Annotated in this window: 16 protein-coding genes; 11 read left to right on the top strand and 5 right to left on the bottom strand. The window is 43.0% G+C overall.

The genetic code is table 11. The features are described 5' to 3' along the window. Window positions 1-120: 120 nt before the first annotated feature. The gene (locus DSM107010_RS10165; RefSeq protein ID WP_127022877.1) at window positions 121-696 is read right to left on the bottom strand and encodes a hypothetical protein; all 576 of its coding nucleotides are present in this window, start codon (window positions 694-696) and stop codon (window positions 121-123) included. A 291-nt stretch (window positions 697-987) separates the two neighbouring features. Between DSM107010_RS10165 and DSM107010_RS10160 the strand changes: the two genes are divergently transcribed. From DSM107010_RS10160 to DSM107010_RS10150, 3 genes are all read left to right on the top strand, one after another. Further along, window positions 988-1,167, top strand: a complete 180-nt coding sequence (locus tag DSM107010_RS10160; RefSeq protein WP_106166169.1) for a type II toxin-antitoxin system TacA family antitoxin — start codon at window positions 988-990, stop codon at window positions 1,165-1,167. A 112-nt stretch (window positions 1,168-1,279) separates the two neighbouring features. Beyond that, on the top strand, window positions 1,280-3,325 hold the full coding sequence (locus DSM107010_RS10155; protein ID WP_106166170.1) for a VapE domain-containing protein: 2,046 nt from the start codon (window positions 1,280-1,282) through the stop codon (window positions 3,323-3,325). A gap of 643 nt (window positions 3,326-3,968) precedes the next feature. Next, window positions 3,969-5,156, top strand: a complete 1,188-nt coding sequence (locus DSM107010_RS10150) for a TRC40/GET3/ArsA family transport-energizing ATPase (protein WP_106166177.1) — start codon at window positions 3,969-3,971, stop codon at window positions 5,154-5,156. 41 nt (window positions 5,157-5,197) lie between these two features. Here DSM107010_RS10150 and dnaN read toward each other — a convergent pair whose 3' ends face one another. After that, entirely contained in the window at window positions 5,198-6,343 is a 1,146-nt protein-coding gene (gene dnaN / locus DSM107010_RS10145; RefSeq protein WP_106166171.1) for a DNA polymerase III subunit beta, read from the bottom strand. Window positions 6,344-6,966: 623 nt separating this feature from the next. Between dnaN and DSM107010_RS10140 the strand changes: the two genes are divergently transcribed. Continuing rightward, the gene (locus DSM107010_RS10140) at window positions 6,967-7,881 is read left to right on the top strand and encodes a branched-chain amino acid transaminase (RefSeq protein ID WP_106166172.1); all 915 of its coding nucleotides are present in this window, start codon (window positions 6,967-6,969) and stop codon (window positions 7,879-7,881) included. A gap of 18 nt (window positions 7,882-7,899) precedes the next feature. After that, window positions 7,900-9,546 (top strand): Rossmann-fold NAD(P)-binding domain-containing protein, encoded by a 1,647-nt coding sequence (locus DSM107010_RS10135; RefSeq protein ID WP_127022874.1) that lies wholly within the window; start codon window positions 7,900-7,902, stop codon window positions 9,544-9,546. A gap of 64 nt (window positions 9,547-9,610) precedes the next feature. Here DSM107010_RS10135 and DSM107010_RS42170 read toward each other — a convergent pair whose 3' ends face one another. The 3 genes from DSM107010_RS42170 to DSM107010_RS42165 all read right to left on the bottom strand — a co-directional run bounded on the left by DSM107010_RS42170 (window position 9,611) and on the right by DSM107010_RS42165 (window position 12,854). Further along, window positions 9,611-10,762 (bottom strand): GAF domain-containing protein, encoded by a 1,152-nt coding sequence (locus DSM107010_RS42170; protein ID WP_206751821.1) that lies wholly within the window; start codon window positions 10,760-10,762, stop codon window positions 9,611-9,613. A gap of 857 nt (window positions 10,763-11,619) precedes the next feature. After that, a complete protein-coding gene (locus tag DSM107010_RS10125) occupies window positions 11,620-12,669 on the bottom strand; it encodes an NAD-dependent epimerase (RefSeq protein WP_015152205.1) in 1,050 nt (349 codons plus the stop codon). A 53-nt stretch (window positions 12,670-12,722) separates the two neighbouring features. Further along, a complete protein-coding gene (locus DSM107010_RS42165) occupies window positions 12,723-12,854 on the bottom strand; it encodes a hypothetical protein (protein WP_256498646.1) in 132 nt (43 codons plus the stop codon). Window positions 12,855-13,103: 249 nt separating this feature from the next. Here DSM107010_RS42165 and DSM107010_RS10120 point away from each other — a divergent pair, with 249 nt between their 5' ends. The 6 genes from DSM107010_RS10120 to DSM107010_RS39545 all read left to right on the top strand — a co-directional run bounded on the left by DSM107010_RS10120 (window position 13,104) and on the right by DSM107010_RS39545 (window position 21,763). Beyond that, window positions 13,104-14,678 (top strand): sensor histidine kinase, encoded by a 1,575-nt coding sequence (locus tag DSM107010_RS10120; RefSeq protein WP_106166174.1) that lies wholly within the window; start codon window positions 13,104-13,106, stop codon window positions 14,676-14,678. A gap of 420 nt (window positions 14,679-15,098) precedes the next feature. Next, a complete protein-coding gene (locus tag DSM107010_RS10115; protein WP_015152207.1) occupies window positions 15,099-15,482 on the top strand; it encodes a response regulator transcription factor in 384 nt (127 codons plus the stop codon). Window positions 15,483-15,950: 468 nt separating this feature from the next. Continuing rightward, window positions 15,951-17,210: a glycosyltransferase family protein gene (locus tag DSM107010_RS10110; protein WP_015152208.1), complete on the top strand. Its 1,260-nt coding sequence runs from the start codon at window positions 15,951-15,953 to the stop codon at window positions 17,208-17,210. A gap of 32 nt (window positions 17,211-17,242) precedes the next feature. Continuing rightward, window positions 17,243-18,187 (top strand): glycosyltransferase family protein, encoded by a 945-nt coding sequence (locus DSM107010_RS10105; RefSeq protein ID WP_199755472.1) that lies wholly within the window; start codon window positions 17,243-17,245, stop codon window positions 18,185-18,187. Window positions 18,188-18,525: 338 nt separating this feature from the next. Then, entirely contained in the window at window positions 18,526-20,379 is a 1,854-nt protein-coding gene (locus tag DSM107010_RS10100; RefSeq protein ID WP_106166176.1) for an ABC transporter ATP-binding protein, read from the top strand. Then, window positions 20,363-21,763: a histidine phosphatase family protein gene (locus tag DSM107010_RS39545; protein ID WP_199755470.1), complete on the top strand. Its 1,401-nt coding sequence runs from the start codon at window positions 20,363-20,365 to the stop codon at window positions 21,761-21,763. Before DSM107010_RS10100 ends, DSM107010_RS39545 begins: the two co-directional genes overlap by 17 nt. Window positions 21,764-21,781: the final 18 nt, after the last annotated feature.

The following is a 21,781-nucleotide window of genomic DNA, read 5'->3' as shown; positions in this document are numbered from 1 at the left end:
GCGTTGACCACTGCTTTAGTTGCCATTGAAGTTACTTAGTTAGCTGTTGTTTAAGTTTTAGAATGTCAAGTGGTTAGCGGTAGGATGCAGCACGTTTACCGCAGCGCCTACCACGGCTGTCTATTGGTAAGAGTACGTGCAGGAACCAGAACCACCGCTGTAAACGGGTAGTAAACCATCATTTTCCATGTCTCTGAAAGCATTAGGGTTTTGCTGTTTAAAAGACTCAAACTGTTTAAGAGCTTGTTGGCGCTCTTGTTCTTGCTTAGCCATTCTTTCTCTTGCCGCTCTGTTTTCTTTTCTCAGTGTTAAACAGTAGTCTTCAAACTTAGAAGCGTACATACCAGAAGCTATACGTTCATACTGAGCTGGTCTTTCTGCTGTGTCTTTGCAAACTAAGCTGGAGTTCTCATCACCCAACCAACCTCTATACACAGCAGTTTCACCTTTGTAACGGAACCAGCAGTTTGTTATGCCAGCTTGCATCTCATGAAGCTCATCACTTAAAACATAGTCACTAGCTATACCATACGCAGCAACTTCAGTTGTTTTACTGCTGCCGTTTTGAACCCAGACAACATCAGAAGAGTCAAAGTCTTTTTCAACTTCTGCTTGTAGGTAAACTGAAGCGTCAGCTTTAGGTGAATGCATAAGCACAGCAACTAATGTGCTGACTAATGCAGGGATGGCTGTCAAAGCCAGTGGTGGTTGGCACAACCAACACACCAGACTGTCAGTACTTCTATAAAGTTTCATTTTAGTTAAGTATACATATAAGCTTTGTGTTCAATGCTACTTCATCTACTTAGCATTGTCCTCAGTACATCCCCTTGTTTTTCAAAGTAGGGGCTTGAGCCATAGTTTTTACTCTATGCCACTGCACTTAATGCTTTCAAAGTTCAATGGTTAATGATGTGAAAAGCTGAGGCTGTGTAGACAAATGACACATTACCTAAATGTGTACACCAACCAAAAGGGAGAAAGCATATGGAAAGCACCACTACAACAATGACAGCAGCCAAGCAAACTAAAGACTCTCAGCTCCACATCAGAGTCACCACAGCAGAGCTTCAAGAATGGCAAGCAGCAGCAGAAGCAATGGGCTTCAAAACATTAACTGGCTTTGTCAGAGCTGCCATAGTCAACTTCACACCTAGCAGCCACTAGAGCAACAAAAGCAAAAGAGGGCTGAAGCGCTAACAACACTCAACCCTCTTCTCAAAACCCATTGCATAAAGAAAAGCACACCCACATTAACTACAAAGAGGTATACCATCTCATGCAAAACTTCATTGTAACAGAAACTCAGCAGTTCTTACAAGCACTTGACCCTACAGCAGAAAAGTTCACATTTCAGACGTTTGATGACAACAGCAGCCGCAAAGACTCTGCGCTTGTTGTGACGTTGCACGGCTCATTAGAGCAGCACGTAGAAACTCTCAACAGGCTGAATGCAAAAGGCGCTGGTGTCTTTGTCACGGTTAACAGCACAAACTTTAAAGGACGCAAAGCAGAGAACATCATTAACTACCGCGCTTTGTTTGTAGACAATGACAACCATCTACCGCAAGACTACCATCTTCAGCCGTCCGCTATAGTCAAGACAAGCGGTAACAAAGGTCATAGCTACTGGTTCTTACGTGAGCCGTCAACAAAGTTAGAGGCGTTTAAACCTAGCCAAGTGAGGCTCATTCAGCGTTACAACTCAGACGCTTGCATTCATGACCTACCTAGAGTGTTGAGACTGCCAGGGTTCTACCATATGAAGGGAGATGAGCCACAGCTAGTAAAGCTTATAGCTTGTGATGCTGCGTTGCGGTACACCACGGAGGAAGTCACTAAGGCATTAGCCACGCCGCAGTCACAGCAAACAACATCCACTACCACTACATTAGATGGATGGCTAGAGAAAGTGAAGAACGCTGCTGATGGTGAACGCAACTCTACATTAAACCAAGCTGGCTACTACGTAGGACAACTCATAACCCAAGGCGCGGTAGATGAAAAAGTAGCCAAGAGTCAGCTTACTGTGGCGGCTATGGAGTCAGGGCTTGACTTAGAGGAAGTAGCCAGCACTCTACCACGCGCTATAGATGACGGCAAAGCAAGTAACCCAACTAGCTTTTCTAAGTCAAACACCAAAAAGCTACTCACCATCCTAGAGGATGAGTACAGCCATAGGTTAAGTTGGGATGTCTTGCAGCAAAAACCTAGAGTAGATGGTGAACTCATAGACTTCCCTACAGTAGAGATGGACATCACACGGAAGCATGACATCCATGTAGACAGCAGCAAGCTAAGTAGTTATATGACTGCTTTAGCTAAAGAGCAACCGTTTAACCCTGTAGTGGAGTACCTTGAGGCGGTAGCGGCTGAGGTAGAACCAAGCCCTGACATTATAGACGTGTTGGCTAGTGATGTGCTTGGCTTGAGTGACCCGCTGGAGAGAGTATACCTAAAACGCTTCCTTATAGCAGCAGTGGCTAGAGCATTTGAACCAGGATGCAAGGTAGACACTTTGTTCATCCTTAAAGGGAAGCAAGGCACGGGTAAGACTACATTCTTTCAAGAGCTGTTTGGCAAAGAGTACTTTGCTACCGTAGGTGAAACAGGGAATGAGCGTGATGAACTCTTAACGCTTCATCAGAAGTGGGTGCTAGAGTATGGGGAGTTTGAAAATGCCGCTAGCAAAAAAGACGTTAGCGCCATGAAAAACTTTCTTTCACGGCAAGTAGACAACTTCAGAGCGCCCTATGGTAGCAGGGCTGAGGACTACCCTAGACGCTTTGTTCTCTGTGGCACTACCAACAAAGACCAGTTCTTGTTTGATGAGACAGGCAACAGGCGCTTTTGGGTAGCCAACATACCGCACAGTATAAACTTGCTATGGGTGAAAGCACATAGGGCTGAGGTATGGTCTGCTGCTGTTGCTCTCTATAAAGCTGGTCAGCAGTGGTGGTTAACAGAGACAGAGCAAGCGTTGCAAGAGAGCAGTACTAAAACGTATGAAGCTAAGTCTATATGGTTTGACATCATAGATGCTTGGCTCCAAGGTGGTAAGGCTTGTTACGGTGGTGAACGCTACAAAGAAGGTCAGCCATTCCTCACTAAGGATGTCTTGCTAAATGCCATTGGAAAGCCTGCTGGTCAGTGGACATCTGCTGATGAACGCAATGTAGCCAAAGTACTGAAGGCTCTAGAGTTAGAGCAGAAGGAGATGAGAGTTAACGGCATCAAAGGTAGGTACTGGGTAGGGACACCGAAGCTACCAGAAATGCAAGCGGTATGGGTCAACACAGCAAATGATGTTTGTGAAGACTTTTAAAGAGGCTTGACATTTATAGAGGAAGTATGGGTCAGACATACTCCTCTTTCTTTTTTATACGGATGCAGTAAATGTCTCAGATGTCCCAGATGTGTCTCAGATGTTTTTTGGATATGTGGGACACCCTCAAAACCATTAGGGTAGGGGGTTGTAGCCTTAGTGTCCCAGATGTCCCAGATGTTTTTAGTAAAAGTCTAGAGAAGAAGAAGAAGCGCCGCATAGCCAGATGGTTTAGCGCATTTTATGTGAGACATCTGGGACACTAGCTGTAACTCAGTCACAGCAAACATTATAGCTGTCCCAGATGCTTGTCCCACATCCTTACTGTTCCAACCTTTTTGTCCCAACCTCACAGCATTTAGCATCAAGCATCCTAGATGTTTCAACCTTGGAGCGCATCAGCTCTTGTGTGCTTGTTTTTACTACCACAAAGTCTTTTCACAAAGCCAAGTATTCTCCACTAACTCCATGTAGATGTGCTGGCTTTGGCAGCCATCACAGAAAGAGTAAGAGCTGATGGTCTGACAGCCATCCCTGTACCCTAGCTGTGCTACCATTTTAGGATGGAGGCTTAGGCACAAAGCTGGCTATGAAATGGCTACTAAGTGCTAAGCTTGAGAGAAGTTTAGGGCTGGAAAACTTGATGCGCTTGCTTCTCATGACTGGTAAAGGAGGAGTTGGGAAAACCTCTGTGGCGGCGGCTACTGGACTGCGCTGCGCCGAACTCGGCTATCGCACGCTGGTTCTCAGCACTGACCCCGCACACTCCCTAGCAGATAGCTTTGACTTAGAATTAGGACACGAACCTCGCCTAGTGCGCCAAAATCTCTGGGGTGCAGAATTAGACGCGCTGCTGGAATTAGAAGGAAACTGGGGTGCAGTCAAACGCTATATCACCCAAGTCTTACAAGCAAGAGGATTAGATGGAGTCCAAGCTGAAGAATTAGCTATTCTACCAGGCATGGATGAAATTTTCGGTCTGGTGCGGATGAAACGCCACTACGATGAAGGCGAATACGATGTCTTAATTATCGATTCTGCGCCTACGGGTACGGCTTTAAGGTTGCTTAGCTTACCTGAAGTCAGTGGATGGTATATGCGCCGCTTTTACAAGCCATTACAAAAAATGTCTGTAGCGCTTAGACCTTTAGTAGAGCCTTTATTTAAACCTATTGCAGGTTTTTCGCTTCCAGATAAAGAAGTGATGGATGCTCCCTATGAATTTTACGAGCAAATTGAGGCATTGGAAAAAGTTTTAACTGACAACACGAAAACTTCCGTGCGCCTAGTCACTAATCCTGAAAAAATGGTGATTAAAGAATCTCTTCGCGCTCATGCCTATCTCAGTTTATATAATGTTTCTACAGATTTAGTCGTTGCCAACCGAATCATTCCCGAACAAGTAACCGATCCTTTCTTCCAAAAGTGGAAAGAAAATCAACAGCAATATCGTCAGGAAATTCACGAAAACTTTCGTCCTTTACCCGTCAAGGAAGTGCCACTATATTCCGAGGAAATGTGCGGTTTAGCAGCTTTAGAAAGACTGAAAGAAACATTATATCAAGAAGAAGATCCTGCTCAAGTTTATTACAAAGAAACTACGCTCAAAGTTGTACAAGAGCAAAATCAGTACAGTTTAGAACTGTATTTGCCGGGGATTCCTAAAGATAAAATTCAGTTGAGCAAAACAGGGGATGAATTGAACATCACCATCGGCAACCATCGCCGTAATCTGGTTTTACCGCAAGCTTTAGCTGCATTACAACCATCTGGAGCCAAGATGGACGAGGATTATCTCAAAATTCGTTTTGCCGATATTGCTAAGGTTTAGTACATTTCATTAACGTAGGGGCGCACAGATGTGCGCCCCTACTAATTTCTGATCTGTACGGGCATAATCAAATAAGTCATCTGCAACCCACCAATGGGAGTCAAAACCACTGGAGTGACTGCCGTATTGAGATGCATTTCGATTTCCCCTGAAGGTAATGCTTTGACTCCATCCATCAAATAAGCAATATTAAAAGCAATATCAAGATTGCCCCCACCAGAAATTTCAGCAGGCAAAAATTCTTTTCCGCTACCTACATCTTGCGCATCAACTGATAAGGCTAATTCTTGTTTGTCAGTATCAATATGAAACTTGACAATATTATTTTTCTGGTCGGCAATAATCGCAATTCGTTCTAATGCACCCAGTAATTGTTTGCGATCGATCGCAATTTGGCGCTCGAATTGACGTGGAATTAACTGACGATAGGCGGGATACTGACCTTCTAAGGTGCGACACGTCAGTCGCTGCTCCGACCATTCAAACACGATTTGACCGCGATCGCAATTTAAGGCAATTGGTTCGCTGGCTTGTAGCTTACCCAGCATCCGTTCCAGTTCTCGAAACGCTTTAGCAGGTACGGTAACTTCAAGCTGTCTTGTCTCTTCTCCGTCTGAAGTGTCATTGGCAGTTTGCACGACTGCCAAGCGATGACCGTCTGTTGCCGCAAATTCTAGCGTGTCTTGTTGGACGGTTAAATGCAGTCCCTTCAAAATCTGCTTGCTTTCATCAGCACTCGTCGCAAATAACGAACCCTTCAACCCCTCCATCAAAGCGTCTGCTGGTAAATGCACGAATTCACCCTTCTCCAAAACGGGTAATTCAGGGAATTCTTCCACTCCCATACCGCGTATTTGGTAGCGTCCATGCTGAGAGGCGATCGCCGCAATAAATGGGACTTCTCCTTCCTCTTCTTCCAGCGTAATTTCTCCTTCTGGAAGCCTTGCCACAATATCATTTAACAACTTAGCAGGCAAAGTCATCGCACCGCTTGATATCACTGTAGCAGCAAACGTGGTGCGGATTCCCAGTTCGAGATCGAAAGCTGTCAAGCTTACCTGCTGCGTATCTGCGTCGGCTTGCAGCAATACGTTAGCCAAAACCGGATGAGTCGGACGCGAGGGGACGGCGCGACTGACAAGAGAAAGGTTTGTACTAAGGTCGTTTTGAGTACAGACGAGTTTCATGGACGGCTAACAGATGGCACTGGGCTAGGACAGATTTGCTCCAGAATAGACATAGTATCACTCTTGTCAAGGTTGTTGTCAGGATGAACCAATAAACTTCTGTGCGAATAGATCCGACTTAAAGATATATTTTTTTTATTAGTAGTAGTAGGTGCTGTGGAAACTGTGAAAAAAAATGGCTCTTGCTGTTTCTGTGGCGATCCTAGAGATTAAAACTTGTGGAAAACTTGTGGAAAAAAGCCTTAAGTTTTCCACAGGGTATTTATACTTACTGTAAATTTTCCACGTAAAATCAATAGTTTTCCACAAATTGTCCCCGGGTTTTCCACAGAAAACCCGAAGTTTTCCACAGGCAGAACTGAATCTTAATTTTTATTTATACTCGCTTTAAGCTTGAGTTGTAGAGAGCGATCGCGATCGCCAACTCAATTAGCTAAAGCTCCAACAAGCCTAATTCGACTTACTGGCTGTAAGCTTAGTACTTTTGATTTTACTATGCTTGATGATAATATATTAGATTTTCCAAATTCATCTGTTCTATTGGAATTTAGTTCAAATCGTACTGGGATTAGAGCTGTAAAATCGTCTATAGTGAAATATCTCACCTCTGTTTAAGTTTGCCCGTGCAAAGCTTCCTACCGATCGCCTACTTTCAAAATCAGTTTGTTCCGTTTGGCGAGGCTAAGATCTCCATTGCTACCCATGCCTTACACTACGGAACGGGAGCCTTAGGTGGTTTACGCGGAATTCCCCACCCGCAGGATTCCCAGAGAATTTTGCTGTTTCGGCTCGATCGCCATTGCCAGAGATTGAGTCATAGTGCTAGATTTTTGCATTACGATTTACCAGCGGACAAAATTCAAAGCGTCATCGTTGAATTTGTCAAACGCAATCAGCCCACAGCATCTTTCTACATTCGTCCTTTTGTTTACACCTCTGGCTTAGGAATCGCACCGCGATTGCATTCGATCGAAAAGGATCTTTTTGTTTACGGATTAGAGTTACAAGACTATTTATCTGCTGAAGGTGTTAGCTGTCGTATCAGCTCTTGGTATCGACAAGAAGATCGCAGTATGCCACTACGGGGTAAAATAAGTGCTGCTTACATCACTTCTGCTTTAGCAAAAACAGAAGCAGCTGAATCGGGTTTTGATGAGGCAATTTTATTGAATTCTCAAGGCAAAGTGAGCGAAGCTTCGGGAATGAATATATTCATTGTCAGAAACGAAAGACTGATTACTCCAGGTTTCGACCAAGATATTTTAGAAGGCATTACTAGAGATAGCGTCATTAAGATTGCCAAAGATCTAGGAATTGAAACAATAGAAAGACCAGTGGATCGAACCGAACTTTTGATTGCTGATGAAGTCTTTTTATGCGGTACAGCAGCTAAAATTGTTCCAGTAAAAAGATTAGAAAATTATCAATTATCGCCGCAAAATACAATTACACGAAAGCTGCAAGAAAAACTGATTGCTATTACCGAAGGTAGAGAACCAAAATATCAAGATTGGGTATATTCGATCGCAATTAGTTAAATAAAGAGTAGTGAGATCGTGAGTTTAACAGAAGATATTCTGACTCAATTACCAGGCGATGTTTTGAGTGGCTTACGACAAGCAGATCGCTTGCTCGCGTCGATGAGAACGGATACGACAGCCGTACCGACAGTCGTGACTCAAAGCGAAACTCTTTTGGAAACCGTTGACTGGGATGTCGTGATTTGCGGTGGTACGCTAGGAATTTTAATTGGCAGCGCTTTGGTACAGCGGGGATGGCGAGTCGCTTTGCTCGAACGCGGAATTTTAAGAGGTAGACAGCAAGAGTGGAATATTTCTCGGCAAGAATTGTCAGTTTTTTTGCGGCTGAATTTATTAACTGAAGCGGAATTAGAACAAGCGATCGCTACTGAGTATAACCCCGCCCGCGTTAGCTTTCATAATAGTGGCGAAAATTGGGGCGGCGAAATCTGGGTTAAAGACGTACTCAATCTGGGTGTAAATCCAATTTATTTGCTAGAAACCTTAAAGCAAAAATTTCTAGCAGCAGGTGGCGTGTTATTGGAAAATACTCCCTTTGTGAGTGCGATCGTTCATCCTAATGGCGTGCTTGTGGAAACGGGAGCAGGGAGCGCTTCGGTGCAGGGAGCAGGAGAGAAGAAAGCTGAGGAGCAATTACCAATTACCAATTACCAATTACCAATTACCAATTACCAATTACCAATTACAACTCGCCTCCTCATCGATGCAATGGGGCATTTGTCCCCGATGACACAACAAGCACGTCAGGGACAAAAACCCGATAGTATTTGTTTAGTCGTTGGTAGTTGCGCTCAAGGGTTTCCTCAGAACCAAACTGGCGATTTAATTGCGACTTTTACACCGATTCAAAATCGCTGTCAGTATTTCTGGGAGGCTTTTCCAGCTAGAGATGGTAGAACGACGTATTTATTTACCTACATGGATGCTAGTCCAGACCATTTGGGTTTAGAAGCGTTATTTGAAGAATATTTGCGATTGCTGCCACAGTATCAGGCTGTAAATTTAGATAAGCTGCATTTTCAACGAGCCTTATTTGGCTTTTTTCCTGCCTATCGCCAAAGTCCTTTACGCACTCCTTGGAATCGGATTTTACCGGTAGGAGATAGTAGTGGCAATCAATCACCGCTAAGCTTTGGGGGGTTTGGAGCAATGGTACGCCATTTAGAACGTCTAACGCTTGGCATTCATGCAGCACTTTCTAGCGAGCAGTTATCGGCATCGTCTCTGTCGTTACTAGCCCCCTATCAACCAAATCTCAGCGTTACGTGGTTGTTTCAAAAAGCGATGAGGGCTGATGTTAGGGAAACTATTCCGCCCGATCGCATTAATCGGTTGCTAGCAGTTGTATTTCTCACCATGCAACAGTTGGGCGATCGCGTTCTCAGACCGTTTCTCCAAGACGTAGTACAGTTTTTGCCCCTGACACAAACTTTGTTCAAAACTGCGATCGCTCATCCTTTGTTAATCGCCCAAATTATCCCTCACGTTGGCTTAGGGGCTTTAATAGATTGGACGATCCATTACACTAACCTTGGAATCTATTCAGTCTTATCTAAATTCAGTCCCATTATCCAACCTTGGCTAAAAAACCTACCCACACCACAACAATACAAATACCACCGCTGGATTGACGCTTGGCGTTACGGATCTGGCGAAGATTAGCGTGTTGTCGATTGTTAATAGTTAATCGGATCGATCGCCAATATTAACAATTAACTATTAGCCATTAACCATTAACATAATCAGGCATCTGCCACAAACGCAAGACTGGTTCGATCGCTTCTCCAATGCGATCGGCAACGTAGCGTACTGTTTGTGCTTCTTTGTTAGTGAAGTGGCGCGGGTGCAAGCTGCCAATATGAAATACACCAACAACTCGATTGCTAGCAAATAGAGGAACGCCTAGCATAGAATGCAGTCCCTTTTGTCGCAGTACGGGACTGTAGACTTCTATTGTCGATAGATCGTCAACAATTGTTAACTCCGGTTGAGCTGCAATTTTACCCGCGAACCCCTGTCCGACTGGAATTCTGACTCCAGTTTCGATTTCTTCTTCCAAACCCAAAGTTGCATGAACTGCTAGCTGTTCTCCGTTTTCTGTTTGTAATAAGACTGCGACAGTATCGACTTCTAGGATGTGGCGAATGCATTCCAAGGTTGCTTGGAGTAAATTTTCTAGCGGTCTATGGGCAAGTTCGTTTTTGCTCGCAGCGCGATCGCGGGATGGATTTGTTGAAACGCGATCGCCTTGAGCGACCGGGTTGTATTCGTGTTGGTGAGTCACTTTTTCTTGAACTTGCAGGCGGTTAGCAATTGCTTTAGCTGGTACGCCCACGGCAACCGAGTAAGGGGGGAGATCTTTGGTTACAACCGCGCCAGCACCGATGACGCTACCCTTGCCGATTGTGACCCCATCTAAAACTTTCACGCCATAACCCAACCAGCAATCGTCGCCAATTTCAATTCCCTTTTTCGTCACTCCTTGATCGCGAATCCTTTGTAAGGGGTCTGCAAAAATATGATTGTTAGCCACTATGCCACTGTGAGCAGCAATCATGCAGTCCTTGCCAATTCTGACATTCCCTGGACCAGCGATACAGGAGTAGGGACCGACGAACGTGCCATCACCAATTTCAATCGTGCAGTTATCTCCCGCACAAGTAATATCAGCACCTCGATCTATAGCAACGCGATCGCCCAGCAAAATTTGACAATTATCATTCCAAGCGTTCAGCTTGACGTTGCCAAATAAATAAACCTCGTCGCCAAGCTCGATCTTTTCAGCACTGAGAAACTCTACTCCCTCTTGGATAAAAACTTTTTTACCCATGTGCCGCAAGATCAGCGGGTAGAATTTTCGGCGTGCAGCAGTACCCATAGCGAGCTTAGGCAAGGAGCCTACTGTAGTGGTAATTATTAGCTCTCTTAAGCGTATCAACTTCCTTCGGGAACTTTGTTGATTCATCGAGAAACTCCAAATCGACCTAGATTTTAGAAATAAAATGTTAAGTACATTGATATCGGTTAGTTAATTTATGGTATAATTAATAACCTTATGCTTTTTGCTTTACTTTTACTTTGGATTCCTGAAAAACCCGACTTTCTCTAGTCGAACTATTAAGGTTCTATATATTAGCTAATTTGTCTATTGATTTTATATTGGTAACAATTATACATATTACTGTTATTCTATATTTTTTTTATTTTAGCAAGACTTTTAAAAGCTGCTAAACTGCTTGCTCCTGATTCCTCTTACCTTTTTAGATACTGGCGATCGCGGCAACTGAGCGAGAGTCAGATATGTATCAAGCTAACTATGACTTTAGGAATACATTAATACTTACAACTGCGTCTTTTCTAATTCGCGATTAGGGTATTAATACTTATTATTTCTTAATATTAGGTTTACCGTTCTTATTTTACATATAACTTGAGAAAAACAACATTCACGAATGAGTGCAGCCATAGCTTAGATAATAATACTTATAGAATAATCTCTATAAATTTGTTAAACACTATTCCTTCAGAAAGGTTTCTATGAAATAAATATCTGATGTTTGAAAGAAGAAATGAAAGTAATAGCGTGAAAGACAACAGAGAGTGTCAAAACTATTTTTAATCATCGCAAGTTATTTTGGTTGCCGAGCACCGATTGCCGATACCTGAGAAGGGCGAATTTCGAGCGAAGATGTATTGCTCAGGCTGTCAATCTATTCGCCAAACCCACCCCTACGGTCACTGTTCCCTGCTCCCGGCTCCCTGCTCTCTGCTCCCGGCTTCCTGCTCTTTGTAGTAAAGTTTATACCAGTCAACAAAGCGTTGAATCCCTTCTGATAAAGGTGTAGTAGGTTTGAATCCTACATCGTGAATTAAATCGTCTACATCGGCGTAAGTACAAGGAACGTCACCGGGTTGCATCGGTAACATTTGCGTGCGAGCTGTTTTTCCCAAAGCGGTCTCAATTGTCTGAATAAACTCATTCAGTTCTACCGGACTATTATTACCAATGTTGTAAATTTTATATGGAGCTTGGTTTTCAGGTATTGCACTATTGCCGTTTGGTTGAGAACACATTTGAGGTGGACGCAGCATAACTCGCATTACGCCTTCTACAACATCATCAATATAGGTGAAGTCGCGTTTCATCTTGCCATAGTTGTAGACTTCAATTGGCTTGCCTGCTTCAATCGCCTGGACAAATTTAAAATAAGCCATATCCGGTCTTCCCCAAGGACCGTAAACGGTAAAAAAACGCAATCCGGTAGTCGGTAAATTGTAGAGATGGCTGTAGACGTGGGCGATCAGTTCGTTGGCTTTTTTGGTAGCAGCGTAGAGAGACACGGGGCGATCGACGCGATCGCTAACTGAGAAAGGTATTTTGGTATTTGCACCGTAAACAGAACTGGAAGACGCAAAGACTAAGTGTTTGACCTGACTGTGACGACAGCCTTCCAGCAGGTTAACAAACCCGGAAAGATTACTATCAGAGTAGGCAAAGGGATTTTGTAGAGAATAACGAACCCCTGCTTGGGCTGCTAAATTGACGACATAATCGAATTTATTGTATTGAAACAATTCTAAAAGGCGATCGCGTTCTGCTAAGTCCAATTTTTGAAATGCAAACCCCGGATGTGGCTGAAGCTGCGCTAAGCGGTCGTGCTTGAGTTTGACATCGTAGTAGTTGTTGAGGTTGTCTATGCCATAGACTCCTATCCCCTCTTGAAGCAACCGTTGTGCTAAATGATAACCGATAAATCCGGCAACTCCAGTCACTAATACGTGCATGTTTTCATATCCTTCGCTAGCATTGTGGACGAGATTTTAGGCGATCGATCGCACTAAATATTTTTGCTACCAGTGACAAGCCAAACCTCAGTACAAATGGTAGTTGAACCGTTCGGTTTGGGGTTGGAGTCAGACCATTTCTCATCATAGAGGAGCGATCGCGTCTCACGGTTCGGATTTGGCATAATCTCTTTCTTCGACGCATTAATTCTTTACAAGTGCCTGCTTTAACTGTAGTGAGTCTTGTTAGTTTACTCCTTAGAGATTCTGGAATATTCCTTCTTGTTTATACGTTTGTCAAGCCCCTTATGGAGGGATTTTAGCGTTCTGAGGTGATAATCTGAAAAAAAGTCATGTTTAGCAGTTATTATGTAAACTAATGCCAAATATTAAGAACTATTAAGTTTTTCTAGAACTATCATAAATTTCGATCGATGCAAGAAAAACGCAGCGAGAGTAGAGCCTCTCCCAAGGTTAAATCAAATTTCTCGGCTGCCAGAGGGTTCTTTTGGGCAGCACGTACCCGTATTCTCTTATGGTATCTGCTGACAATTGGTTTCATTTTTGTAGTTTCCATCCCTGCGTTTCGCCAAGTGCTTTACGAGCGCGTCAACCAGCGTGTCAATCGGGAACTGACGGAGAAGATGGAAATATTTACTCAATTAATTGATGCAGAAACCGAAGCAAGCGATCGCGAAGATGAAGAAGTGACGGCTGCTGTCAATTTGCTCAAACAAGCAGACATGCGTTTGACAAAACCCCCCGCGACAGAGGATGAGTTAGAAGAATTTTTTGATGCTTTTCTCGGTCGCCAGCTATCGGAAGACGACACCTTCTTGATCGCGATCGTGGATGGAGAATTTCGTAAATCTAGTCCGAGAGCTAGACCCAAAGTACTTGCTGCTGATTCTAAGCTAATTCAATACTGGGGAAGACTGACTCAATCAGAGCAAGGTGAGAAGGAATTTCCTACAGAACCAAATATTGATAGCGTTCTTTACACAGCCAAACCTGTTTGGATTGACGGCGAAATTGCAGGTGTATTTGTAGTTGCTCATACTACCGCTGGCGAACGAGCTGAAGTTGTAGAAGCCGTGTTAGCAATCGTTCAAGTCAGTGCTGTGGTGCTAATTCTGGCTTTGCTAATAGCTTGGGTTGCTTCTCGGGGGGTTTTGGCTCCTCTGCGCCTCATACTCCAAACAACTCGTAAAATCAGCGAGTCCGATCTCAATCAACGCATTTCCGTAGAAGGAAAGGGAGAACTGGCGGAGTTAGCAACTACCTTTAATGAAATGATGGATAGATTGCAAGCCGCTTTTACTAGCCAGCAAGAGTTTATTAACGATGCGGGACACGAACTACGAACGCCGATCGCGATCGTGCGCGGACATTTAGAATTAATGGGCGACAACCCCGAAGAAATCGGGGAAACTCGGGCGCTAGTGCTAGATGAGCTAGATCGCATGAGTCGATTTGTCAACGACATGATTTTACTAACAAAAGCAGAACGCCCGGACTTTTTACGCTGGGAAACTGTCGAGCTTCAATCTTTTACAGAGGAATTATTTGCTAAAGCACAAGCACTAGCCCAGCGTAACTGGCAATTCGACAGTACAGCTCAAGGTCAGACGATCGCCGATCGCCAGCGTTTGACTCAGGCAGTGATGAACTTAATTCGAAACGCCATTCAGCACACAAAAGAGAATGACATAATTGGTATTGGCTCGGCAATTAGTAAAAGTAGAATTAGTTTTTGGGTACGTGACACGGGCGAAGGGATCGCACTTATAGATCAAAAAAGGATTTTTGAACGCTTTGCTCGTGCTGCTAATAGTCGCCGCCGATCTGAAGGCGCTGGGTTGGGATTATCAATCGTCCAAGCAATTGTAGAGGCACATGGTGGACGAATCTTACTCAAAAGTGATATTGGTGCTGGTGCTAGATTTACGATTGTCATACCTCTGAAGCGATCGCCAGAGAAAAAAGGTCATGCCGAACGAGTTGGTTGACGATTAAATCAAAGTAGAAAGGCGATCGGCAAGTTCAGAGATGAAAAGTTTCTCATTTCAATTTCATCACAATCTCATCTTTAACTGTCAAAATAATTGGCAAAAGAATAATTGCTGAAATGATTGAGAGTTTGCTGGGTTGTTCTATTACTTTTTCTAAAAGATAGGATTAAGCAAACAGAAGACAGATAAATAAAATATTTATCAATAAAAGATTTATCTTTTATGACGTTTATTTTTAGTCTGTTATTATCCGTATAGATAGTTCTGTCATCATATAACAATGAGGCGCTTAGGTTGTGGCAGTAGGGCGATCGCTAGCTAAGATTTGCAAGGATTTCTATGCAAGATTAGCGAAATCGTTTTCTTCAGCATTTACTTTATTCATTGACCACCTTGAAATAGGTACACCACAAGGTTATGAGCCAAATTTTGATTGTGGAAGACGAAGCTCGTCTAGCTGCTTTTGTTAAGAAAGGACTGGGCAAAAGTGGTTTCGATACTCTAGTAGCAACTGATGGAGAACAGGCGATTGAATTGGCTCAAACTAGTCAACCCGATCTATTGTTACTCGACCTTGGTTTACCAATTAAAAATGGTTGGCAGGTCATGCAAGAATTACGTAGCAAGGGAGAAGTGCTACCAATTGTCATTATGACTGCTCGTGACGATAATCAATGTAAGGCAGCTGCTTTGCAAGCTGGTGCAAATGATTACATTACTAAGCCTTTCCTCTTCAAAGACTTATTAGGATGTATACAGGCACAGTTGGAAATCGCTTGCAAACCAACAATACTCAAATAACATTTTTAGCATTTGTAGGGGCACACAGATTTGCACCCCTTGCACTACATGAGATCCCCCCAAACCACCTTATCAAGGTAGGGGGGATCTTTTTTGTCGTAGTCAAAGAGTAAATTGGCATGAGATGTTTTCTGAATGGCTTTGTAGAGATGCAACTCATCTCTACAATTATGTATGCAAACGAATGATAGCAATTCTCGATTGCGTGCGTGACATTTGTAGGAGCGCACAGAGAAAGCGCCCCTACAGATCGTGTGTTTTACCCAATCGAAAACTGCTATGAGGTGGAGTGAAAGAGAGACTTATGGCGAAAATGAGAGATTTCTCATGAGAAATCTCTCATTAAACATTCATTATCAATTCATCACTGACTGCAAAGATATATGTAGATGGAAGACAAATCATTAGTGACGAACTGCGATCGCCAGTCAATTTTTCACAACCAACCACACAAAAAGGATATCAGTCATGCGACTGCTGGTTTATTCCCACGACGCATTTGGACTTGGCAATATTCGCAGAATGTTAGCAATTTGCGAACACCTATTAAGCGAAATTCCTGACCTTTCAATTTTATTACTTTCTGGTTCGCCCATGCTTCAGGGCTTTCGATTACCAAAAGGACTTGATTATATTAAGTTACCTTGTCTAAATCGCGGTGAAACTGGTGAAATTGCTGTCAAATATTTAGGAATGGGTGTGGAAGAGATTGTTAAGCTGCGATCGGAATTGATCTTGTCAGCAACAATTATTTTTCAACCAGACATCTTTTTAGTAGATAAGAAACCTTATGGACTTAAAAATGAATTACGGGGTACGCTCAATTATCTAAAAACAACATTACCAGAGACTAAACTAGTACTGTTATTACGAGATATTCTTGACTGTCCTGAAAAAACAATTGCAGAGTGGCAAAAAAGCGATTTCTATACGGCAATAGACAAGTTTTACCATCAAGTACAAATAGTTGGAACGCCAGAAGTTTTTGACACGGTACGAGAATATAGATTTCCACCTAAAATTGTCGAGAAAGTACGCTACTGTGGCTATCTGCACCGTCAACCGGGACAAAAGAGTCGAACTTGCATTCGACAAGAATTAAAAGTTTCGCAGCGAGAACGCTTAATTCTAGTGACTCCTGGAGGTGGAGAGGATGGCTATGAGTTAGTAGATAATTATTTGTCAGCCTTAGCACTATTACCAGCAAAGTATCGCATTAAAAGTTTGGTAATTTGCGGTCCTGAAATGCCTAAAGCGCAAAAGCAACTCGTCGAACAAGCAGCAGAAAATAACTCTCAAGTTCGAGTTGGAGAATTTACAGATGATTTAATGAGCTATATAAATGCCGCAGATGTTGTGGTATCTATGGCTGGATACAATACTGTTTGTGAAATTTTATCGGCTAGAAAGCCATCTGTCATTATTCCGCGTAGTAAGCCGTCTCAAGAACAGTCAATTAGAGCCGAGAGAATGGCAAGCTTAGGGTTAATTAAGACACTCATACCTGGTAAGGGAGATTTTAGCTCCATCACTTTAATGAATCTACTTCTAAGTCAGTTAGAAGGACGAAAAAAGCCAGACTTTAACTTAGATATGAATGGTTTAGTTCGAGTGAAAGATTATTTACTTCAACTCATGTCTCAAAAAGTCTGCGAACATCAATTGAACCAAATTTATCAAAAATATACTTCTTTACCCACTTTAGCGAGCGATCGCTCAGCGGTCTAGATAGTTTTTATTGTAGGAATTCTGAGCTAGTTATGAAAAAAATTATGTTTTACTGTCAATATCTGAGTGGTATGGGACATTTAGTTCGTAGCTCAGAAATTGTGCAAAGCTTAGCAAAATATTTTCAAGTTTACTTTATTGTTGGTGGTCCTCAAATTCCAGGTTTTGAGCTACCAACACAAGTAGAAGTTATTCGATTACCTGCACTATGGCTGGAAGAGGGAAAATTCACAGTTGGGAGTAGTCCATTTACCGTTGAGGAAGTGAAAGCAGCTAGGAAAAATATCTTAATTGCAGAGTGCGATCGCATTCAACCTGATTGTTTGATTACAGAGTTTTTTCCTTTTGGTAGACACAAGCTACTCTTCGAGCTAATTCCTTTAGTCGAACATCTAAAAAAAATAAGTCCTAAAACCAAAATTGTTTCCAGCTTGCGCGACGTTATCGGGAAAGAAAGCGATCCTGAAGAAGAGGAAATAATTTGCAATTTAATGAATCGATATTTCGATTTACTACTATTTCATGCCGATTCTCGCTTCCAAACTTTTTCGGATAGTTTTGCGAGACATCAAGAAATTCTTGCTGAAGTTATCCATACAGGATTTGTAACTCAACTGCCGAAATTTACTTCTACACCTTTTGAGAAATTATGGAGTGAAGTTAGTTTGGATACTGTCAAAATTGTAGCAAGTATAGGTGGTGGTAGAATCGGTTATGAAGTGCTAGAAACGCTGATTAAATCGAGTGCGATATTGAGTCGAAAACTACCACATGTTATGAAGATATTTACTGGATCGTTTATGCCAGTAGAGAAGGTAAAACAGTTAAAAAAATTGGCAGGCGATCGCGACAATATTCAAATTGAAACTTATACCCCACAACTGCTTGAATACATGCAGACCGCAGATATTTCTGTTAGTCTTGGCGGTTACAACACCACAATGAATATACTGAGTACGGGTGCCGTGCCATTATAGTTCCCATCGGTCACGAGCATGTAGATAAAGAACAATTACACAGAACGCAAAAATTAGAACAATTGGGAATTGTCAACAGTATTCATCCTCAAGACTTGTCGCCTCTAGTTTTATCTGAAAAAATCGGCGATTGCTTATCTAAAAAAACATCAAACAATTCAAGGATTTTCGATCTTCAAGGAGCTGATAACACAGCCAACTTTCTAAAAAGGTTTCTCAATTCTCAGACTGCTGCTTTGAGTCTTGTTTAATTTCTACTGGTTTAACCTACCTTCTGCTGCTCTACTTCCTTACACGCACCACGCACCAAGTAACACTAATTAAAGGAGAACTACTAAATGGGTCAGCGCCCCAAAGAAAAAGATTTAAGAGGAGTAATACCAGGTCTTGTAAGAATTTTGAGGAAGTTTTCCCCCTATATTCGCAAACAAAGACTGACAATTGTTGGTGCTTTTTTCGCTTTATTAATAGAAACAGGTTTACGGCTACTAGAACCTTGGCCCTTAAAATATGTTTTTGATAATATTTTAATTCCCGCTCATAATAACTCCACGAATATTCCTAATAGCTTTGGATTCAATCCAGTCATGCTGTTGACTTTATCAGCCCTAGCAATAGTTGGTATTACTGGACTGGGTAGTATGGCAGCATATTTGAGTACCTATGGTATGTCTTTGGCTGTTGTGGAGATATTGTCTGAGGTACGCGGTCGAGTTTTCGATCGCTTACAGCGTCTTTCTCTTTCCTTTCACCAACAACATAAAAGCGGCGACTTAATTACTCGGGTCACGGCTGATATTGAAAAAATGCGGTTGGTGACGATCAAAACTGCTCTACCTTTATTGACCAACATTATCTCTTTACTAGGAATGTTGGCAATTATGTATTGGCTGAACTGGGAATTAGCCTTAGTCGCAACAGCAATATTCCCACTCCTAACCCTGCTCACGAGTAAAACAATCGGTCGTATTCGTAGTTTCGCCAAACAACATCGCGATTCTGAAGGTGTTTTAGCAGCAACGACGGGTGAAACCATTGGCGCGATTAAAGTCGTACAAGTTCTCTCTTTACAGGAGATGCTACATAGCGTTTTCGCAGCGCAGAATCAGAAAAGTTTAGATGAGGCGATCGAATCTTTAAAACTTTCAGCAGCACTAGAAAGAACGGTGCAAGTGCTAATGGCAGTCATTATCGCCGCAGTCTTATGGCGTGGTTCCCATGTGGTTTTGCATAAAGGGCTGACTCCTGGCGAATTATTAGTATTTATGACTTATTTAAAAAATGCTTTTGAACCAATGCGAAAACTTTCCACTCAAGTCGGGCAGATTGCTAAAGCGACGGCTTCTGGTGAAAGGGTGGTGGAGTTATTGGACTACGAACCCAACGTGCGCGATTTACCAGGGGCAAAAAAAGCACATCCTTTCTTTGGGGCAATCCGGTTTGAGAATGTCTCTTTTGGCTACAGTACAGGTAAGGAAATATTAAAAAATATTAGCTTTGCCGTTCAGCCAGGGCAACAAGTAGCTGTGGTGGGTCCTTCTGGAAGTGGTAAATCGACTCTTCTGAGTTTAATTCTCCGTCTGTATGACCCCGATTCCGGTCGGATTTTAATTGACAGTCAAGATTTACGCGAATACACCCTAGATTCGCTGCGGCAGCAAATTAGCGTAGTTTTGCAAGATAGCGTTTTGTTTGCAGTTAGCGTACAAGAAAATATTGCCTATGGGAAACTAGGATCTTCTCGCAAAGAAGTAGAACAAGCCGCCCGTCTTGCCAATGCTCATGAATTTATCATGCAACTGCCCCAGGGCTACGAAACAGTTTTGGGCGAACGGGGTGGGACGCTATCGGGCGGACAACGACAAAGAATTGCGATCGCCCGTGCGGCGATCCGTCAAGCACCAATTGTGATTCTAGACGAACCAACTACAGGTTTAGACAGTGCCAGCGAACAAATCGTCAACGCAGCCTTAGAAAAACTCACGGAGGGGCAGACGACATTTACAATCTCCCACAATCTCAGGGCAGTGCAACATGCAGATATCATCCTCTACGTTGAAGGGGGCAGCATTTTAGAACAGGGGACGCATAGCGAACTCATGCGTCTGGGCGGACATTATGCCACCTTGTACCAGATGCAAAGCATTATTGACAGCGAGCAAACAGGAGATACTTATGCGATCGAAGCATGAGGAAGATCGAGCAACCCGCGTTATCTTAGTACGCCACGGGCAGAGTACTTACAATGCCCTTGGTCTCTATCAAGGTAGCAGCGACGAGTCAGTATTAACTGAAGTAGGGCGCAGCGACGCGCGTTTAACTGGCGATTTTCTCAAAGGAGTGGTATTTGATGCCATCTACTCCAGTTCCTTAAAACGGGCGCAAGAAACTGCCCGAAAAATTATAAAAGTCACCTCCCCTCATACCCAATTAAGGGTAACGAACAAGTTACGCGAAACCGATCTTCCGGCGTGGCAAGGATTAGCTTTTCAATACGTGCGCGAAAACTTCGCCCAGGAATATCGCCTTTGGAAGCAACACCCCCATGAGTTTTGGATGGAATTCTCTGGAAGTGTGGAGAGACAAGGGGGACAAGGGGGACAAGGGGGACAAGGGAGACAAGGGGGACAAGGGAGACAAGGGGGACAAGGGGGACAAGGGAGACAAGGGGGACAAGGGGGACTAGGGAGCAGTGTAGCGCCAGCATTGACTGTCAACTGTCAACTGTCTTCACGCAGTGTAGCCTCAGCGTTGATTGTCAACCAACAACCAACAACTAACAGCAAACAACTTGACAAATTCTTTCCCGCCCTAGATTTATATCAAAGGGTACGAGAGTTTTGGCAAGAAATATTCCCGCGCCATAGGGGACAAACTGTTTTACTAGTGACTCATGGCGGAACCAACCGCGCTTTAATAAGTACAGCTTTAGGAATTACACCCGATCGCTATCATTGCATTCAGCAGTCTAATTGCGGTATCAGCGTTCTCAATTTTCCTGACGGTTCTCTGGAGTCAGGGCAATTGGAAGCAATGAATTTAAATACTCATGTAGGAGAACACTTACCCAAGCCTCAAGAAGGGGGTAAAGGTTTACGGCTGTTGCTCGTACCTTCTGGGACAAATGCAGCACAAACTCAAAACATAGCTAGGTTTCTCAAACAAGTGCGAATTGACTTTAGCCTCAATAGCATACTTGACTCCTACCACATTACGGTGCAACAAATTCTGCAACACCATCCAGAAACAGTACAGTTTGAGGTATTGCGAGAAGATATTCCCGAAGCTTGGCAAGCAGTCATTGGTAGAAGAAGTATCGCTAATTCCCAGCAGTTGACGACTGGTTTAGTTATGGCAAGCGAAGAAACGATCGCTCGTTTAATTGGTCATGTTTTTAATATGAATTCGGATGTTTCGGAACGAATATTAGTCAAAAAAGGAATGGTAAGTTGTCTGCAATATCCGGGCGATCGCCATCCACCAATTTTACAAGCAATGAATATTCTAACTACTCAAAACGACTCGAGCCATAAATCAGATGTAGGGTGGGCAATACCCACACAGATATTTTCTTAGTCGGGTTAAAATGCCTGA

Source organism: Chroococcidiopsis cubana SAG 39.79, from assembly GCF_003991895.1.
Lineage (GTDB): Bacteria > Cyanobacteriota > Cyanobacteriia > Cyanobacteriales > Chroococcidiopsidaceae > Chroococcidiopsis > Chroococcidiopsis thermalis.
Note: the sequence above shows the minus strand (reverse complement) of the source record. Positions and strands in the feature narration are given on the sequence as shown.

Bases quoted from the DNA above. Each gene is read 5' to 3' on its own strand.
- DSM107010_RS10105 (WP_199755472.1), top strand. From the start codon at position 17,243: ATGAAAAAAATTATGTTTTACTGTCAATATCTGAGTGGTATGGGACAT.
- DSM107010_RS42170 (WP_206751821.1), bottom strand. From the start codon at position 10,762: ATGGGTACTGCTGCACGCCGAAAATTCTACCCGCTGATCTTGCGGCAC.
- DSM107010_RS10115 (WP_015152207.1), top strand. From the start codon at position 15,099: ATGAGCCAAATTTTGATTGTGGAAGACGAAGCTCGTCTAGCTGCTTTT.
- DSM107010_RS10100 (WP_106166176.1), top strand. From the start codon at position 18,526: ATGGGTCAGCGCCCCAAAGAAAAAGATTTAAGAGGAGTAATACCAGGT.
- DSM107010_RS10125 (WP_015152205.1), bottom strand. From the start codon at position 12,669: ATGCACGTATTAGTGACTGGAGTTGCCGGATTTATCGGTTATCATTTA.
- dnaN (WP_106166171.1), bottom strand. From the start codon at position 6,343: ATGAAACTCGTCTGTACTCAAAACGACCTTAGTACAAACCTTTCTCTT.
- DSM107010_RS10160 (WP_106166169.1), top strand. From the start codon at position 988: ATGGAAAGCACCACTACAACAATGACAGCAGCCAAGCAAACTAAAGAC.
- DSM107010_RS42165 (WP_256498646.1), bottom strand. From the start codon at position 12,854: ATGCCAAATCCGAACCGTGAGACGCGATCGCTCCTCTATGATGAGAAA.
- DSM107010_RS10155 (WP_106166170.1), top strand. From the start codon at position 1,280: ATGCAAAACTTCATTGTAACAGAAACTCAGCAGTTCTTACAAGCACTT.
- DSM107010_RS10110 (WP_015152208.1), top strand. From the start codon at position 15,951: ATGCGACTGCTGGTTTATTCCCACGACGCATTTGGACTTGGCAATATT.
- DSM107010_RS39545 (WP_199755470.1), top strand. From the start codon at position 20,363: ATGCGATCGAAGCATGAGGAAGATCGAGCAACCCGCGTTATCTTAGTA.
- DSM107010_RS10120 (WP_106166174.1), top strand. From the start codon at position 13,104: ATGCAAGAAAAACGCAGCGAGAGTAGAGCCTCTCCCAAGGTTAAATCA.
- DSM107010_RS10150 (WP_106166177.1), top strand. From the start codon at position 3,969: ATGCGCTTGCTTCTCATGACTGGTAAAGGAGGAGTTGGGAAAACCTCT.